Annotated in this window: 11 protein-coding genes; 7 read left to right on the top strand and 4 right to left on the bottom strand. The window is 65.6% G+C overall.

Going from position 1 to position 17,348, the window contains the following annotated elements:
- The first annotated feature begins 44 nt into the window (after positions 1–44).
- Positions 45–701: a hypothetical protein gene (locus FBZ83_RS11160; RefSeq protein WP_186466037.1), complete on the top strand. Its 657-nt coding sequence runs from the start codon at positions 45–47 to the stop codon at positions 699–701.
- A gap of 45 nt (positions 702–746) precedes the next feature.
- Here FBZ83_RS11160 and FBZ83_RS11155 read toward each other — a convergent pair whose 3' ends face one another.
- Positions 747–1,085, bottom strand: coding sequence for a hypothetical protein (locus FBZ83_RS11155; RefSeq protein ID WP_145682490.1), 339 nt, complete (start codon positions 1,083–1,085; stop codon positions 747–749).
- 320 nt (positions 1,086–1,405) lie between these two features.
- On the opposite strand from FBZ83_RS11155, the gene FBZ83_RS11150 reads away from it, so the two are divergent.
- From FBZ83_RS11150 to FBZ83_RS11125, 6 genes are all read left to right on the top strand, one after another.
- Complete coding sequence (locus FBZ83_RS11150) at positions 1,406–2,554, top strand: hypothetical protein (protein ID WP_145682489.1); 1,149 nt, start codon at positions 1,406–1,408, stop codon at positions 2,552–2,554.
- Positions 2,551–3,609 (top strand): hypothetical protein, encoded by a 1,059-nt coding sequence (locus FBZ83_RS11145; protein WP_145682488.1) that lies wholly within the window; start codon positions 2,551–2,553, stop codon positions 3,607–3,609. The genes FBZ83_RS11150 and FBZ83_RS11145 overlap by 4 nt, the downstream gene beginning before the upstream one ends.
- Positions 3,588–5,459, top strand: a complete 1,872-nt coding sequence (locus FBZ83_RS11140) for an Hsp70 family protein (protein WP_145682487.1) — start codon at positions 3,588–3,590, stop codon at positions 5,457–5,459. The genes FBZ83_RS11145 and FBZ83_RS11140 overlap by 22 nt, the downstream gene beginning before the upstream one ends.
- A 127-nt stretch (positions 5,460–5,586) precedes the next feature.
- Entirely contained in the window at positions 5,587–9,291 is a 3,705-nt protein-coding gene (locus tag FBZ83_RS31405) for an ATP-dependent DNA helicase (protein WP_186466036.1), read from the top strand.
- Between the two features lie 238 nt (positions 9,292–9,529).
- Entirely contained in the window at positions 9,530–12,217 is a 2,688-nt protein-coding gene (locus tag FBZ83_RS11130; protein ID WP_145682486.1) for a UvrD-helicase domain-containing protein, read from the top strand.
- The gene (locus FBZ83_RS11125) at positions 12,214–13,317 is read left to right on the top strand and encodes a hypothetical protein (RefSeq protein ID WP_145682485.1); all 1,104 of its coding nucleotides are present in this window, start codon (positions 12,214–12,216) and stop codon (positions 13,315–13,317) included. Before FBZ83_RS11130 ends, FBZ83_RS11125 begins: the two co-directional genes overlap by 4 nt.
- A gap of 312 nt (positions 13,318–13,629) precedes the next feature.
- On the opposite strand, the gene FBZ83_RS11120 is transcribed toward FBZ83_RS11125, so the two are convergent.
- The 3 genes from FBZ83_RS11120 to FBZ83_RS11110 form a co-directional block, all read right to left on the bottom strand.
- A complete protein-coding gene (locus FBZ83_RS11120) occupies positions 13,630–15,090 on the bottom strand; it encodes a serine/threonine-protein kinase (protein ID WP_145682484.1) in 1,461 nt (486 codons plus the stop codon).
- Positions 15,091–15,158: 68 nt separating this feature from the next.
- A complete protein-coding gene (locus FBZ83_RS11115) occupies positions 15,159–15,656 on the bottom strand; it encodes a hypothetical protein (RefSeq protein WP_145682483.1) in 498 nt (165 codons plus the stop codon).
- A gap of 1 nt (position 15,657) precedes the next feature.
- Positions 15,658–17,343 carry an ATP-binding protein gene (locus tag FBZ83_RS11110; RefSeq protein ID WP_145682482.1) on the bottom strand — a complete coding sequence of 562 codons (1,686 nt, stop codon included), beginning with the start codon at positions 17,341–17,343 and terminating at the stop codon, positions 15,658–15,660.
- Positions 17,344–17,348 lie beyond the last annotated feature (5 nt).

The raw sequence follows: 17,348 nt of genomic DNA, 5'->3' as shown, positions 1-17,348 counted from the left end.
GGCGGAGATGCGCGCTGCCACTCTGGCCGCTGTGCGCCTCGTCGATGGAGTGCCATCTGCTGCGCTTCCTTGGCCGGCACCGGCGGTTGCTCGATGACCGCGTTTGCGCGGCGATTGGGACGGAGCGTGTCGTGTGGCTCGTCCAACCATTCGATGCCCCCCGCGCGTGGGGCGATGGCGAATGGCAAGGGCGCGACTTCCTGCCCAAGGATTCCACCGCGCGCACGGCCTGGACCGGCCTCTGGCCGCCGCGGGGCAGCCAACCCACTTGGGACGCCATCGGCCATGCGACGCACGACGGCGTTGAGGAATGGCTGCTGGTCGAGGCCAAGGCCAACCTCGAGGATCTGCGCAGCTCCTGCCGGGCCAGCCCGCAGGGTGGGCGCCCGATGATCGAGCGGGCGCTTGACCGCGTGAAGCGGGAGCTCGGTGTGCCGCACGACCGAGATTGGCTCACCGGGCACTACCAGCTCTGCAACCGCGTGGCCGTCTTCCATGCCCTTATGGAACACGGCGTTGCGGCGCGCCTGCTGTTCATCCACTTCGTCAGCGACCGCGGTGGGCCTGGCCGGACCTGCCCCGGCTCCGCCGCGGAATGGGCGGAAGCGCTGGCCGCCCAGGATGCGCACGTCGGTCTGCCCGCCGGCCATCCGCTCGACGATCGGATTCACCGCCTGTTTCTGGAGGTGGCGCCGCGCTGAGGCAAACGGGGCGCGCCAAAACCGCCTGAGAACGACGTGAATGCTTCAGGCGCGGTGCCGCGGCGAGCGACACGGTTGGCCGGCGAGCGCGAGGGCCACGTCGTCCACGGGAATACCGGCGTGCGCCAGCGGTCTGCGCAGCGCGCTACCGAGGTCAGCGCGCACATCGCCGCTCACCACGATGGCGAAGGCGTGCGCCGCCGGGTACGCGTTGCTGACGAAGGCCGCCGCTTCGGGCTCGAGCGCCGGAGCCACCCACAGCGCCGAGGATTGGATGGAGGATGTACCGGCCGTTCCATGGGGCTTATCGTCTTGCTCCAAGCAATCGTTGCAGGTGCCCCGCCCGGTGTTGTGCCATTGTGATCGTTGATTTGTCGCCTTCATGTGGGTGGTCTCGCCTCTTTCGGAAGGAAGGCGCTCCCGCTGCAAGCGCTTTCTTGCGCTCACACACGCCAAGGCAGCGCGTCGCCGAACTAGGCCATCGGAGCAATCCCCGACCAACAAGTTTAGGCTCAAGGTGCGCTTGCTTTGAGAAAGTTATCAGGCCTAAGCTCTCGCATTCGTTGTGTAGCGCAAGGTGTTCACCCACAATGAGCAACTTCCAGACACGGACGGTCGGCTTTGTCCTCTCTCCAACGCAAACCGCCTAAGCGCGGACATCGATCTCAGCTGCCTCAGCTCGCAGGCGGGAGAAACGCTAGCCAATGCCAACCCTGGGCTGGATCGTCGACGATGCGGTCGACTTCGAGAACGCTGCGCACCCGCTGGTGGTTGGCGCGCGTGAGCCGCCCGCCTTCGCCTGCCCATTCTGCGCGGCCAGCTTTCCGTCCGAGCGGCGACGTTCCGAACACATCAGTTTAGAGCACCCGATCGAGCGTCCGCTCCTGTTCGTTCGCGGGCGCTTGGCCCCCTCGTCGGTCACGCTACGGCAGCGCTGTGCGGCCGGCGACTTGGCCGTCGAGAACTGCACGCGGATACGTCTGCGCAGGAACGGCGAATGGGAGCCGGTTGCCGCAATCGATGCCGCGCTCGCCCGCATCGCCGCCAGCCGTGATGGGCATTTCCAGCTTGAGCTCGAAAACGGCCGCCGCGCCGACGGTGCATCGGCGCCCGCCCGCTACACGGTGAGCGTGTTGATGGCCGAGGCTGCGGAACTTGACGCGGTCGACCGCTTGTTCCTGGAACGACTTGCCGCCGACGACGTCACCGTGGCCGATGTCACTCGGTTTGGCGACGCACTGCCCCGCGATCGCGCGGCTCGCGAGTACGGCAGCGCTCTTGCGGACTACGTTCTGGGAACGCTCATCAAGGACCAAGGGCGGCCGAGCGGGGTCACGCTGCCGTTCGAGCGTTTTGCGGAAAAGTACAAGTCGGCGCTAGCGGTGCTGCACGAGCTCGACCGCTCCGTTGCCGCGACGGTATCGGCCTGCATTCGCTTCAACCTCAATCAATTTGAGGGGGATGCCGTTCGGTCGAACGTGCCGGTGCTCGATGCCGCCTTCGCCGCGCTGGCCGCTCTCGCCCGCGACCAGGCGGCGCTGCCCACACGGCCTCACTGCCCAGGGGGACGGCGCATCGCCTCTTGCCCGATCGACCGGTTGACGGACGAGGTGCTCGATGCCTTCGAAGCGCTGGGAACGCACGCGCCTCGGCACCGGAGGCAGGCGTTGATCGAACGCGCCGAGAGCGGTTTGCTCTCCAGCCAAGATCGGTCGAAACTGCTGGCATTCTCCGCGGTGTTCAGCGTACAGGCCGGTGATGCGGATCTGAGCCGCCGGGCGCTGCGAATGCTCGCCAACGACGGCTCTTTTGCGCGCTGGGCCAACCGTCAATTGAGAGAGCTTGAGCCATGAGCCATCCCGATATTGCAGCCGGGATTGTTGGGCAGGCAGCCGAACCGTCACAGGAAGCGCCAGCCGAAGGCAGCGCGCCGCCGATCCTGTCCTTGCACGACTATTTCCGCCAGGAGAAGCCGGCGGCGGGTCCCTTCCTGAGCGGGCTGCGCAAAGCAAAGCCGAAGGGGTTCGAGCCCGACGACGTGCAAGCCGCGCTTCGCACGCTGCCAGAGACCGACCCCGAATTTCAGAAATGCTTTGGGCTTGCGCAACGGGCGCTGGTCGAGAAGAGCAACAGCTTGGCGCACGCCTGCTTCCAGTTTGTTGGTCAAGCGGTGCGCCAGCGTCTGGCAGCCGAGTTCAATTTGGATATCGACCTCGAGACGCCGGCCCCCGACGTTTTCCAGGCTGTGGCTTATGCCGTCAAGCCGGCGCTCGCCGACAAAAAGCTGGAAAAGCGCGCCATGGCGCTGCTGCTCGCGGCGGCGCTGTGGCTGTTCCGCACGCGCCAGCTCGACTACGCGCACGTCATCACCACGCTGCGTGAGCTGGTGCAGCCGCCGGACAACACGAAGCAGGATCCAACAGCGCGGCAGATTCAGCAGAACAATTACCGCTTCCTTGCGCAATTTGGATCGCGGGCTGCGACGTTGAAGGCGTTGGCCGATTTTATCGGCCCCTGGATCGCTCAGGCGCAGCACATGCGATCGGAAGCGGCCCGCCAAGAGCAAGCCGCATCGGCCTTACGACGGGACAAGGAGGCGCTCGAGCGGGCTCTTGCGGACGCGCAAGCGGACTTGGCCGCCAGCCGCGCCCGCCTCGCGGAAGCCGAATTCCGCGTCGCGTCGCTCGAGAAAGCGCTCGATGAGGAGCGGGTCGGCGGACGCCACCGGGTGACCCAGGTCAAAGCGGACATCCAGGGATTTCTGACGGCGCAGATCATGCCGCTCGTGGCGGACGCGGGGGAGGCGGCCTCCCTCAATCCACCGCGGGTTCACGTCGTTGCCGAGCGGGTCGAAACGATAGGCGATCGAATCGGGAGAAAGATCGAATGGCTCAAGTCTTCGGACTAGATTTCGGCACCACCAACAGCCTTGCCGCGATCGTGCTGAACGACAGCGTGTCCGTGCTGACCGACCGCGAGACCGATCGACCTCACCCGTCCGCGGTCTGGTATCACGGCGCCGAGGTTGTCGCGGGACGGCGCGCCAAAGACCAGCTGACGGAAATTGCCACGGGCGTGGTTGGTGATGTGGTGCGATCGCCGAAATCCTATCTCGGGACCGGAGCGGCGATTCACGTCGGCGGCGTAGCGCGTGAACCGTCCGACGTCGTTGCCGACATCCTGCGGCACGTGCGCACCGATGCGACAAGCCTCCCCGGAATGAGGGACATGGGGTTCGACCGCGCGATCGTCACCATTCCGGTGAACATGAAAGGGGCCGCGCGACGCGAGCTGCGGGACGCGGCTTACAAGGCGGGCCTGCACATCGTCCAGTACGTCCACGAGCCGCTGGCCGCTCTGTACGGCCATCTCCGCTCCCAACCGTCCTTCAAACAAAAGCTGGCCGAACTGGAAGGCCGCTACGTGCTGGTGTTCGATTGGGGCGGCGGGACGCTCGACCTTACGCTGGTCAAGCTCGTCGGCGGGACGCTGGTGCAGATCCAGAACATGGGCGACAACACCATCGGCGGCGACCGTTTCGACGAACGCCTCGTCAACCATGTGAAAGACCGGCATGCGAACGTTTACCGACTTGCCAGCTGGCCCAGCCAGATGCCGAACGCGGAGGCGCAACTCATCGGGCAGTGCGAGCTCGCCAAAATCCGGTTGTCGGAGCGCCATTCGGCGACCGTGTTTATGGCCAACTTCTTGCGCTCCGACGGCCCGGAGCGCACGCTGGACCTGGCGGTTGGCCGCGAGGAATTGGAAGGGCTGACGCGCGACCTTGTCGATCAGGGCATGGCCAACATCGACCGCCTGCTCGCTTCGGCGAACGTTCCCGAAGCCGCGGTCGCCCTCTGCCTCGCCACCGGCGGCGTGGTGCAAATGCCGGCGATCCGAAACCGCCTGACCGAGAAGTTCGGCCTCGCCCGCGTGCCCACCATCGGGAACGGCGACCGTGTCATCGCGGAAGGGGCGGCGTGGATCGCCCACGATGGGCTGCGCCTATGCCTCGCTAAGCCGTTCGAGGTCTTGCACGCCGACGACACCTACGTGCCGGTCATCCCCGAGGGCACGTTCCTGCCGCTGGAAAATCAGACTCATCCGTACGAACTGGGCCTGTACTGCGTCGACCCGCGCGACGGGCTGGCGAAACTGCAGTTCACCCGCCCGCAATGGCCGGGGCGGTGTCAGCCGGCCGACCCGCGGCACGTCTACACAAGCCTTGCGCTCGGCGTCGACGCGACCGCTCGACCGCTTTTCGAGCGGCTGGAACTCAGCGTGAAAGTCGATCACGACCTGATCGTCACGGCGCGTGCGCGTTCAACGTTGCGCGGCGACGAGCGGGCGGTCGAGATCCACGACCTTGAGTTCGGCTTGGCCGCCGACCAAACGCGCACCAACGGCGCCCGAACGCAGGACCGCGATTCTGGGAGCCCCCGACCGCGCGGCAGCGGCGGCGCCGTGCGGCTGCGCTCGAACATCGCCCGCACCCAGGATGCCTGGGACCTCGTGCCGGGCGAAATCGTCGAGCGGTATCGGTCCAGCTATCTGGACAAGCGCCTGAGCCCGCCTCAGCGGCAGGTTGAGGAAAGTATGTATTACAAGCCCTGTTCGATGTGCGGCAAGTCCACCTACGAGATCAATTCGCAGGGCTGCGCGCGCTGCCGCCAGCCATCGCCCGAGGAGGCTGCCGCAGCACGGGAGGCGCTGAACGCGGCGATAGCCCGGTCGGGAGGACCGGCGCCGCTCGCCTAGGCCGACGAATTGCAGGCGCTGTTCGGCCGACGGACCGAAGACCCGGTCCGCCGCCGCGCGCCCACATCCCCGGCGGCTCAACGCATGCTCGGCAAGCGGGCCGCCGATGTTGATTGGAAACCACTCCATGACGACTCATCTCACCGCCCGTTTGACGTGGCACGACACCGCATGGAACGGGCGCCTCTGCGCTAACCCGGACACCAACGCGGCTTGCATGGAGCACGAGCACGTGCGTGCGCTGCGTAGGCTCGACGTCGAAGCGCCGCACGCCGGCTGTGGACTCGTCGACCTCAAGCGCGTCACTGGCTACCTTCCGCCTTGCCAGCGCGACGCGAACGCGTTCGGCGAAGACGCATACGTCATTTGTCACCAAGACCCTCTCGACGGTCGCAACCTGCCGAGCGTCGAGGAGGACGTACCGGCGTTTTCGGTGTGCCCGACCCCGTACCGTTGGATGCTCGAGTCGAACTTCCGGGACATCTGCGAGGCGGAAAACCTGCTCATCCCAGCGCCCAAGAATCCTTCCGCCACGTGGGTGCAAGAGGACACGCGCCAACGCCAACTGCTCGAGCGGTTCTGGGGCAAGCTTGAGAAGAACCGTTCGCTCGTCTTCTTCTATTGCAACCGTGGCAACGCGGTTGACGACGAAGCCAACCGCCTGCTGGTCGGCGTGTCGCGCATCGCAGAGGTGGCAAACCCAACGTACTTCGGCCAAAGCAGCGCGTTTCCGGGCCGGTTTCCCGTGTGGTCGCGCCGCGTCACCCACCATTACCCCCGGGAGGGGGTTCGCATTCCGTACCAGGAATACCTCCATCGCGATCTCGACGTTGACGGGATCGTCTGCCGGCCCCCCCGCGATCTGTCTCTTCCCTTCTCGTATGTCGCCGAACATCTCAGCGACGGCCAAGCCGTCTCGGCGCTGCTCGCCATCATGACCACAGTCGAGCGTCTGGAGGCCGACCGCAAAGCGGGGCGTGGCGTCGATGGTGACTGGGCGGGCGCGCTTGCCTGGCTCGATGGCGCTCTCGACGAAGTCTGGTCCGGGCGCGGCGCCTACCCCGGCATCGGCGCCATGCTGCGCGCGCTCGGCTGCTCTCAGGGAATCGGATACCACGCCACTGTCCTGCGTCAGCTCGAGCGCAACGGCCGCGATCCTTGGCAACACGTGAAGGACCTGTTCGAAGGCCGCCGTCAGCCGGAGGCCGACTACGCGCACAGCCTGGCCGAAGCAATCCTCTGCTGGCGCAAGATGCCGAGCCGGCACAAGCTCATCGACCTGCTCGTGCGCTTCGAGCTGACGACCGACCAGATCGCGGACATCCTCAACGAGGATACGCGCAAGCAGCGCGGCATTCTCGCCACCAACGATGCCATTCTCGAGAACCCGTACCGCCTGTTCGAACAGGATTGCGGCACCAAGCGCAGCGCCCCAGTTAGCCTCGAAGTTATCGACCAGGGTATGCTGCCGGAGGGCGACGCCGCGCGTTTCCGCACGGACCCGCCGCTGCCGCCGCACGACCACCGCCGCGTGCGCGCCACCATGGTCGCCGTGCTGCAGCGCGCCGCCAGCGCCGGCGACAGCCTGCTGCCCTTCCCCACGCTGGTGCAACGCGCTGCCGGCTTCTTTCCCGAGTCGCGCCGCTGCGCCGCCGATGCCGAAACGATCTGGAGCAGCGAGGACCGCACGTTTCACGAGCAGATCCTCTGGTTCCGCGACGTTCCCGCTCCCGAGTCGTGGAAGCGAGCCGACGCCAACGCGGCAGCGGACGGAGCGGACGACGAGCTGGCCGAACTGCGCGAGGACCTCGGTGCCGCCAAGCCTACGGAGGGCGAGAGGCCGATCCTCCGCCTCGCGGCTCTCAAGAGCGTGCGGCGCTGGGAGCTCGAAATCGCCCAGGTGATCAAGAAGCAGGTGGGGGCGCTGGCCGACCTGCCGGCCGAGGGGCCGGACTGGCGGGCGCTGCTCACCGTGCCCGAGGAGGAGGGCGGATTCGGCGAGCCGCAGACTGGTCGAGAACACGCCGCGATCGACGAGAAGATCATGGCGCTCGAGGTGCTGTACCGCAACCGGCTCAGCGTGCTGACCGGCGGTGCGGGCACCGGCAAGACGTCCGTCCTCAGGATCTTCCTGCGCACCCTGCGCGCGCTCGAGGGGCCACGCTCCACCCTGCTCGCCGCGCCGACCGGCAAAGCGCGCGTCAAGCTGCAGACCAGCACCGGCCGGCCGGCCGCGACCATCCACCAGGTGCTCAGCGATGCGGGCATGCTCGGCCCCAACTACCGCATCCTGGAAACCCCCGAGAAGGGCAAGTTGAGCTACAACACGGTGGTGATCGACGAAAGCTCGATGCCATCGGTGGAACTGCTCGCCGCGCTGTTCCGCGCCATCAACACCGGTGCGATTGCCCGCCTCATCTTCGTCGGCGACCCCTGCCAGCTGCCCCCGATTGGCCCTGGCCGGCCGTTCATCGACATGCTGCGCTGGCTGCGCCAGGCCCATCCGGGCTGCGTTGCGGACCTGGGCACCTGCATGCGCACCGACGGGGCGGGAGGGATGGCCGTCGGGCTGCAGCTGGCCAACGGGTACCGGGACGAGAGTCCGCCCGGCGACGACATGGTCATTTCCCGTGTCGCGCGCTCGTCCACCCACGGCGACCTGACGCTGATGACGTGGAACGACCACGGCAGCCTCCTGGCGAAGCTGGACGAGGCGTTCGCCATGCTCAACATCACGCCGGGAGACGCCAAGTCGTTCGACCGCTCGCTCGGCATAAGCGAGGAGGAGTGGAAGCGCTCGGAGGCGTGGCAGATCATCTCGCCCACCCGCATCCACCCGTTCGGCACAGGCGAGATCAACCGCGTGGTGCAGGAGCGCTACCGCGGCAGGGAACTGGCCAACGCCAACAACGCCAACCGCTGGCCGCGCGCGATGGGCGACCAGGGGATCGTGTTCCACGACAAGGTGATGCAGAGGGTCAACGAGCCGAAGTGGCTGCCGGAGGGCACGGAGGGCATGCGCTTCGTGGCAAACGGCGAAATCGGCATCGTCACGGCGGCGTGGAAGAAGAAGCCCGGGGAGGAGAAGGGCCAGGACAAGCTTCACGTCAACTTCTCGACGCAGCCCAAGGCGTCCTACCGCTACCTCAAGAGCGAGGTCGAGGAGAGCCTTGAGCTCGCGTACGCGCTCACCGTGCACAAGGCGCAGGGTAGCGACTTCGGCGGGGTGATCTTCGTGTTGCCGCGCAAGGCGCAGACCCTGTCGCGTGAGCTGCTGTACACCGCGCTGACCCGCTACCGCGGCACGCTCATCGTGCTGGCCGAGAAGGACACCGAGGTCCTCGAGCGCCTGCGCAACCCCGCCCTCTCCGAGACGGCGCGGCGCTCGACCTGCATGTTCGACCTCCTGCTCGGCGACGCCGGGGCCGACGTGCCGCTGCCGCCGCGCTACCGGCCGGAGGGCCTGGTGCACCGCGCCGAGGATGGCACGCCGATGCGGTCGAAGAGCGAGATCATCGTTTACGAGACGCTCAAGGGGCTCGGGCTGCAGCCGCTGTACGAGCAACGCCTGTGCGCCCCCACCGACCCCGACGACTTCTGCCTGCCCGACTTCACCATCATCCACGGCGGGCGCACGTGGTACTGGGAGCACCTGGGCATGCTCGCCAACCAGGGCTACCGCGACGACTGGGAAGCCAAGGAAGCCTGGTACGCCAGGCATGGCTTCCGCGACCGCCTGCTGACCTCACGCGACCACCCCGGCGGGTCGTTCGGCGCCGTTTACGCCGATGAGATCCGCGAAACGGCTCGAACGCGGATTCTCGGGCATTAGCCCCCCTCGACGGCCGGCCGGGCGAGACGACCATGCGCCCGCGCCGGCCAGCCGGTGCCCCGCAAGAGCACCAACCACGGGATTTTAAGGCAATCCCACGCTCTCCTTACGCGCGAAAGCTCTTGTCTCGCCACGATGTTTTTGACAGCATCTTCGACGAAAGGAAGCCGTAGGGGGTGTGCGCCGGACAGGAACCGGCGGACGCAGGCACTGCGGTCGGCGCGGGGACTACGCACGAATGGCCATCACTTACCAGCGTCTCAAAGACTTTGACCGCCAGCTGGTTGCGCTCCACGCCCGCGGAGGGCGCCCCCAGAAGGTCGCCAACCGCCTCAAAGTGCTGATCTACGACATCGAGCACGGGTCGGAACTCCCGTTCCGGACGCTTTCGGTAACGAACAACGGCGAGAGCCGCATCGACCATTGCGTGAAGTACGACTTAGGCGACGGTTACCGCTTGGTCACCGTGCAAAACGAGCGCTTCGTCTTCTTGTGCTTTTGCGGCACTCATGACGAGACGGATCGCTGGCTGGAGGGGCACAAGGGGCTCACCCCCACCATCGACACCGAGCGGCGGGTCGAGGTGACGTTCCGAACGCCCGAGACCGCCGACGGAACGGCTGCGCGCAAGGGCGGCACCGACCTCGCCCCCGGTCCTCTGGCCGAGCGCTTGCCGCCGGAGCAGCTCGACGCGCTCACCGCAGGGTTGAGCGCCAGCGTGCTCGCGGGCCTGATGAAGTTGGAGAGCACCAGTTCGCCGGAGGACATCTGGCATGCCACCACGCGCGTCGGCGACCAGGAGCAGGCGCACGCCATTTACGACGTGCTCACGGCGCTGCGCGAAGGCGACCTCGATGAGGCGGTGCGGCGCATCCAGCTCTTCACCGGCGACGCTCAGCCGCTGCTCGACCTCGAACACGACGAGGTGGTCGAAGTGCGCGACGGCACGACGGTGCGCGTCATTCGCGTCGGGTCGGACGACTACGTGCGCTGGATCGAGCGGTTCATGCAGACGGCCAGCTACGAGGACTGGATGCTGTTCCTGCATCCCGCGCAGCAGGCCATCGTCGACGAGGACTTCAACGGCGCCGCCAAGCTGTCGGGGGTCAGCGGCTCGGGCAAGACCTGCATCGTGGTCAAGCGGGCGGTGCGCTTGGCCGAGCGCGCGCCGGGCAAGCCGGTGCTCGTCGTCACGCTGAACCGCCCGCTGGCCACCCTGATCCGCCGCCTCGTCGACCACGTCTCCCCGTCCGAGGGCGTGGCGCAGCGCATCCAGGTCACCTCGTTCTTCGAGCTGTGCCAGCGCTACCTGCATCGCTTCGAGCCCGAGAACGACCGCCTCTACAGCGACATCACGTGGAAGCTGAACGAGCACATCGACGAGATTTGGCGCGAGTACTACCGGTGCTGGCGCAACAACGACTCGGCGGCGTGCCTGATCGGCGTTCACAAGTCGCTGAACAGCCGCGGCGTCAGCCCGGAGGCCTACATCCGCCAGGAATTCGATTGGCTGCGCAGCGCGTTCGGGCGGGAGCGGCGGTCGGGCTACCTGGACAAGAGCGTCGAGCGCCGGGGGCGGGGCGTGCCGTTCGACACGCCGTGGCGCGCCACCGTGGTCGGCGCCCTGGACGCCTGGGAACGCAAGATGCGCGACGTGGGGGTGATCGACCAGATCGGCTTGTCGGTGCAGCTGCACCGGTACGTCGATCGGCTGGAGCCGGAATACGCGCACGTGCTCGTCGACGAGGCGCAGGATTTCGGGACGATCGAGCTGGCCATCCTGCGCCGCCTCGCCGCTCCCGGCGAGAACGACCTGTTCCTCTGCGGCGACCTCGCGCAGCAGGTCCAGGCCAAGCACCAATCGTTCCGCGACGCCGGCATCGACATTCCTGGGGCGCGGTCGCGCAAGCTCGAGCGCAACTACCGCAACAGCCGGGAGATCTTGCGCGCCGCCTACGAGGTGTTCGTCGGCACGCTGGCCAACGACGTTCAGTTCGACGGCGAGCTGGAGATCATCGAGCCGGAATACGCCAACTTCTCGACGCCAAAGCCGCTGGTGCTGCAAGCCGCGTCGCTGCAGCAGGAGGTCGCGTGCGCGCTGGCCATCGCCAAGGACTACATCGACGAGAAGCCGCGCAAGGTCTGCATCGCCGTTGCCGGCTTCACACTGCGCGACATGCAGAAGTTCGGCGAGCGGCTCGGCCTGCCCGTGCTCGACGGCACGCGCGCGCTCGGCGACGGCCACATTTTCCTGTCGGACCTCGAGCAGACGAAGGGCTACGAGTTCGACGTGATGTGCATCCTGAACTGCCAAGACGGCGTGCTTCCCGCCGCCGACATGCCGCAGGAGGAGCAGTTCCGCGACGCCTGCCGCTTTTACGTCGCCATGACGCGTGCCAAGTACCAGCTCGTCATGTCCCACAGCGGCGCGCTGACGCCGTGGGTGGCCGCGAGGCCGGAGCACTTCGTGTTCGACCGCTGGAGCGAGCACGTCGACGTGGACGGACTCGTTCCGGGGCCGGTTCCCGAAGCGCAGCCGCAGGTGGACGAGGAGGAGAAGGCGGCGGGCACCCAACCGGCCGGCGATCCCTTCGCGGTCAGCGGTCGCGCATTCCTGTACCTCCCGCAGTCCCAGGGCCTGTCGCTCGAGGCCCAGGACAAGCTGGACACGCTGGTCGAGGGACGTAGCCGACAGCGCAGCGGCCAGCACCTTGGGTGGCGCACCGTGCGGGACGCGTTGGAGCACTTGCACGTGCATCCCTACGTTCGAAATCAATTTGGCCCCAAAGTGGCGCGGGAGCTGATGGATCGCTACGGCGACCCGCGCCTCAGGGGTGAGAAGGCATGGAAATCGAACGCGCTGGCATCGCAAAGCAGAGTTCGAGGTGCGGGCGCAATCAACCATGGCGGGAGCATTGACGAGTGATAGGCATCGCTCAAGGCGATCTTTTCGAGACTGAAGACCTTACCCAGGCGGTCGAGGATTTTATGCTCGCCCTCCTGCGCACGCGTCGGCGCCCGTCGGCCCAAGAGCTCGTCAATGATCTGCGCAATCAAGTGGGCCTTGAGGCAGCGCGCCTCCTGCCGCCCCTCTTGCGCCGGCTTGCCGAAAGACGAAAACTCACAAGGGCCGATCGCGATTACTGCTTATTGATCTTGCAAGGGAATGATCTCGAATCGGCGCTTCGTAACCCGCCACCGGAGCTCGAGGCACGATCAACCATTGATGCGCTGATTCAGGAGAGTCGGCTTTATCGTGAATCGGGTGCGTTCCAAGAGATGATTAACTTCATGGCGGGCTTCAGGGACTACGCACCATACAACAATCTTTTGGTGCGACTGCAAAATCCAAGTTGCAGCTTCTATGCGACGGCCCGTGATTGGCGCATTCGCTTTAATCGCGAGTTGGTCGAAGACGCTAAGCCGATGATCATTCTCGCACCGATGCACCCGGTCATGCTGGTTTATGACTTGGATCAGACGGTCGGCCCACCGTTGCCCGAAGAGCTCGAAACGTTTGCCCAGTTTGAGGGCTACTTCGATCAAAGTTGGCTTCAGCGGCTGATCGAGAACGCGGGGCAGCATCGCATTCGAGTGGATTTCAAGCCCCTCTCGTCCACCAACGCCGGCTTCGCAATGCGAGAGAGCGAAGCGAAGGGCTGGAAAATGCGCATTGCGGTGCACAGCCAGCTGGCACCTCCCAGTCAGTTCGGCATCCTCTGTCATGAAATTGCGCACGTTATGCTAGGGCACCTTGGCGCCGACGTTGATCGGTGGTGGCCGGGGCGCGCCGGTCTTGATAAGGCGTCGATGGAAATCGAAGCAGAAGCGGTGGCCTTCATTGTTACTCGGCGTCTTGAACTCACGGGTACTAGCGCAGCTTACGTCTCTCGTTATCTTAGTCATGACCAGGTTCCGCTTGGCATTTCCATCGACTTGATCGCCAAAACAGCAGCATTCGTTGAGCGAATGGCACGGGGAAAGATTCCGGAACCCAAACGGCGCTCAGAAAAGGAAAAGCAGTAGATCAGGCTGGTGCACAGCGACAGCACCGCACCAGGCTTGGGCCATAGCCGACAGCCCAAACATTCTCTTCGGCGGAACAGGCGTGGCGCCCACCGGCGTTGGTGATAACCTCAAAGCGCTGGATGGCCATGACGCAGACTACGCTGCTTCACATGAGCCACTCCAACGAATTCCACAGATGCGGCGCATCCGCTGTGCCAATGTCGGGTGAAACAGCCGCTCCCAATGCCCGCAGCTGGTTCCGCCATTGCGGCTACACAAGCGCATGCCCCCAGCTTTCAGAGCCGAAAAGAGTTTGTTCTAGCTATTGCTTCACGTGAGCCCAAGCGCGCGGAACTGCTCGGCTTTCGAGACCGCCCATGGATCGTCGGGCACTGCCTTCTGGTAAGCCCGCAGGAAGGCCGCAGCCTTTCCCGTATCGCGCATCTGCTCAAATACGGCGACGAGCCTCCGGAGGATTGCCGGTTTGCCCGGCAGTCGCCGGTGCAAGGCCATGAGCTGCTCGGCTGCTGCCTCGTACTTCGCATCGAGCGCGAGAATCGACGCATGCTTGAGCAACAGTTCCGGTGCGTCAGGCGCATCTGTCAGACACTTCGCGACGAAGGTCCTGGCGCGATCCACTTGGCGCACCTCCAGGTATGCCGAAAGCGCGAGACGTCGGAGCTCGGCGCCGGTGGATGATTGGGCTTCGACTACATCGGTCCGGGATTCGAGGTCACGGATGCAGTCGAAGTAGCGCCCCTCCCGGTATGACGCCTGGACCATGAGGAGGAAGGCTTGTGCGTCCCTTGACGACTCGAATTCCGCGCGCGCCACCAGCTCCGCGTCGCGGTAGTCGCCGCGCTCAACGAGGAGCATAGCCTGCGTTGACCAGTCCTCATGTGGCGCACGCGTGACCGCGAGAGCGCGGGTGGGCGTGAACTGAACCTGTGCGCGTCGCACCGCACGAAACGCGTCGAGCATCGCGTCGGCGCTCGGCCAGCGGTCCTCCGGTGCGAGCCTTAGGCAGCGGTCGATGAAGTCATCGAGCGGCTGTGACACCGAAGAGTTGATCTCGCGGGCTCTTGGGAACGGCACGTGACGGGCCACCTGGCTCAGCGTGTCGTGCGGAAGCCGCGCGGTGACGAGGTGGTAAAGCAGCACGCCGAGGCTATAGATATCGCTGAGGAACCGGGATGAGCTGTCTCTCGTCGACAGCGTCGCGCCGACGATCTCCGGCGCGGAGTAGAGAATCGTCCCGCCGTTCTCGCGTGTTCGCGCGTACATGTCCTCGGGTAGAACGCTCGAACCGAAGTCGGTCAGCTTCACGCGTTCCGCGGAGACGAGGATGTTCTGTGGCTTGATGTCCCCGTGGGACATGCCCACGCGATGCAGGTGAGCGCAGCCTTCAACGACCTGCTCGAAGACGCCCAGCAGCTTATCATAGCTGGCAACAAAGCCCTCCTCGCCCCTATCCAGGAGCTGCGCCAGCGTGATGGAGGGGAAGTACTCCATCTCGATCGCGTACCACTCGCGCTCCGGCGGAACACGCCCCATCCAGTGGACGTCGACGACGCACGGGTGCGAGGGCTGACCAACGAGCGGCGAGCCTTCGGCCAGCTCCTCGTTTCGCTTGCCCTGTGCTTTGGGAATTTTCACCGCGACGAGGGCGCCGTCCGACAGTCGCTGGGCTCGCCAGACCCACCCGTAAGAACCGTCGCCCAGGCACTCGACAAGCTCGTAGCGCTCACCGAGGCGCCGATCGGCTCTTGGGACGAAGAACTTGGTCGTCATGGTTCGCCTCGTCGGATGATATTCTCGAGCCGAATCAGGCCGTCCTGCCCGGCACGAACGACAAACTGCTAGAACATCAGGCGCGCCTTCGGATTGCCAGGGACGCGCACACCACCCATCGCACTGAAGCCTCCACGCACGATGCTGCGAAGGCTGTCGTGATCGGGCAGCGTCACGAACCCAACACTCCAGTAGGCCAACAGCAGGATTGCGTCCTCGCAGGCCCACCGCTGCTGGGCAAGGAGCAGAGTCTGGACCTTTGGACGCAAGTCCTTTTGCTTCCCCGCGTAGCGCTCGAACTCGGCCACCAGCGCCACCCGCCTCGTCGTCCGATTGAACCAGACGGAATCCGAGCGCACGTCCTCCTCAACGTGCTCAAGCGGTCCTTCGCGCGGCGCGGGCACCTCGGAGACCGCCGCGAAGCCGAGGTCACGGCCGGCCGCCGTGAGGAACGTGCAGCCAAGGCTGTGAACCAAGTGCCCAACGTCACGAACCCCCCACTCCGTCCACATCGGCAGATGGAACGTCGCGGCTTCGATGGTGAGCTGGCTGCAGATGTCGCTCACGCTAGCCACCGAACCTTCCCCAGACATTGAGCACCTCGGGCGACTCGCCGCCGTGAATCAGCGCCTTTGTGCCGACGCGAACCAGCAGAGGAGCCGGGATCGATCGGCCGCAGATAAGCGCCTCGCCCGTCGAGAGACCGGGAAGCTGCTCGAGGTCCGCCGCGCTCACCATGTCGGAGGTCTTCGCGATGAAACGCTGGTCGTCGGGATTCCGGAGCCGCATGGCGATCAGCGTGTTGCACTGCGACGTCACGTCCGGGTCGAGCTTCGACGGCCGCTGGCTGACGACCGCGAAGCCGACACCGAACTTGCGTCCCTCGCCGGCAATCTTCTTAATGATGCGGTGGCTCACAGCCGGCTCGCCGGCCGGCGCGAAGTTGTGCGCCTCCTCGTAGACGATGAAGCACGGGCGGATGCGGTCGGTCTTGCTCGACGCCGCGCGCAAGATCTCACTCGAGATCAAGGCTGTGATGACTTGCTTCGCCGTATCGCTGAGCCCCTGAAGATCGACGATGACCAGGCGGCCGCGACGATCCATGGGCCTGCCGACCATGTCGTAAATGTCCGTCGCTCCGGCCAATCCCGAGTGATAGAAGCTTTGTGCCTCCTGTAACACGCGCGAGAGCTTCATCGAGGCGACTGCGGCGCTGCGACCGTTCAGTGCCGCCGCCTCCGCTTGGCTCAGCTCATCCCACTGCCGAACGTCTTCGATACCGTCGCCAAGATAGTGGCGCAGGCGGTTGATGTCTCGCGGTGTTGTCGTTTCGTGCGCGATCCAGTAGCGAATGGCGACGTCCAGCACACGCTGCTGAGGCTCTGTCAGTCCCGGCAGAATCTCGCTGAGATCGTCCATCTCGAAGTGGTCGAACTGCAGGGACAGCTCCTGATTGGCGCCGGCATACTTCTGTCGGAAGGAGGCGATCTGTGGGCTGTAGATCGAGACGCCGGCGCCCGCCTCGCGAAGGCGGGTGAACGCCTCACAAATCGCTGGCAGCACCGTTCGGTCTCGCTGGTCCTCGAGCTCGTCGGGCCGCTCGTTGAAGTGCATGCGCCCGCCCTGCAACGCACGCCCGTACTCGCCGTGGGGATCGAAGACGACGACGGTGCCGTTGTTGAGGGCGACGAGGCGCTCGATGATGCGGCCGACGGTGTACGACTTGCCCGAGCCTGTCATGGCCAGAACCGCTAAGTGCTCGGTAACGAGGCGGTTCACGTCGAGATAGACGGGAACCGCCGTGGCCCCACGTTCGTAGCCGACAAGGTTGCCGATGTGCAGACTCGAGTGCTCCTGGAACTCATAGAATGCGCTCAGGAACTGGAAATCCACGGGTTCGACCGGCGCGCCGGGATCGAGGGCGCGGCGGGGCATCTTGATCTGCCCCGTTTCGGTATCCCGGTAGCCGATCGCTTCGAGCTTGCCCATGATATGCTCGCCCGTCACATGCGCGCCGGGCAGCAGCTCCAACTCCGTCACTGCTTGGCCGAGCCCGGAGTTGTACAGGACGTTGCTGCGGCTGATGCTGACGATCCTCGCGAGGACGTCGGATGCGCCACCGTCTTCCTGTTCGCGGTGTCGGACGCGTACGAACTCGCCCCGCCGGCCGGCGAAAGATGAGTTCAGCACCATCGACAGGTTCGTCGGGTCGCCGGTGTTGCCGACCAGGCGGCCAAGCATGTGTGTGGCCATGGCGA

Origin of the sequence: Azospirillum brasilense, assembly GCF_007827815.1 — a bacterium.
In the GTDB taxonomy this organism is placed as follows: Bacteria; Pseudomonadota; Alphaproteobacteria; order Azospirillales; family Azospirillaceae; genus Azospirillum; species Azospirillum brasilense_C.
This window is presented reverse-complemented; position numbering and strand designations above follow the sequence as displayed.

What these genes read in the sequence shown, in the direction of transcription:
- FBZ83_RS11160 (WP_186466037.1), top strand. Translation starts at nt 45, where the DNA reads ATGGAGTGCCATCTGCTGCGCTTCCTTGGCCGGCACCGGCGGTTGCTC.
- FBZ83_RS11155 (WP_145682490.1), bottom strand. Translation starts at nt 1,085, where the DNA reads ATGAAGGCGACAAATCAACGATCACAATGGCACAACACCGGGCGGGGC.
- FBZ83_RS11150 (WP_145682489.1), top strand. Translation starts at nt 1,406, where the DNA reads ATGCCAACCCTGGGCTGGATCGTCGACGATGCGGTCGACTTCGAGAAC.
- FBZ83_RS11145 (WP_145682488.1), top strand. Translation starts at nt 2,551, where the DNA reads ATGAGCCATCCCGATATTGCAGCCGGGATTGTTGGGCAGGCAGCCGAA.
- FBZ83_RS11140 (WP_145682487.1), top strand. Translation starts at nt 3,588, where the DNA reads ATGGCTCAAGTCTTCGGACTAGATTTCGGCACCACCAACAGCCTTGCC.
- FBZ83_RS31405 (WP_186466036.1), top strand. Translation starts at nt 5,587, where the DNA reads ATGACGACTCATCTCACCGCCCGTTTGACGTGGCACGACACCGCATGG.
- FBZ83_RS11130 (WP_145682486.1), top strand. Translation starts at nt 9,530, where the DNA reads ATGGCCATCACTTACCAGCGTCTCAAAGACTTTGACCGCCAGCTGGTT.
- FBZ83_RS11120 (WP_145682484.1), bottom strand. Translation starts at nt 15,090, where the DNA reads ATGACGACCAAGTTCTTCGTCCCAAGAGCCGATCGGCGCCTCGGTGAG.
- FBZ83_RS11110 (WP_145682482.1), bottom strand. Translation starts at nt 17,343, where the DNA reads ATGGCCACACACATGCTTGGCCGCCTGGTCGGCAACACCGGCGACCCG.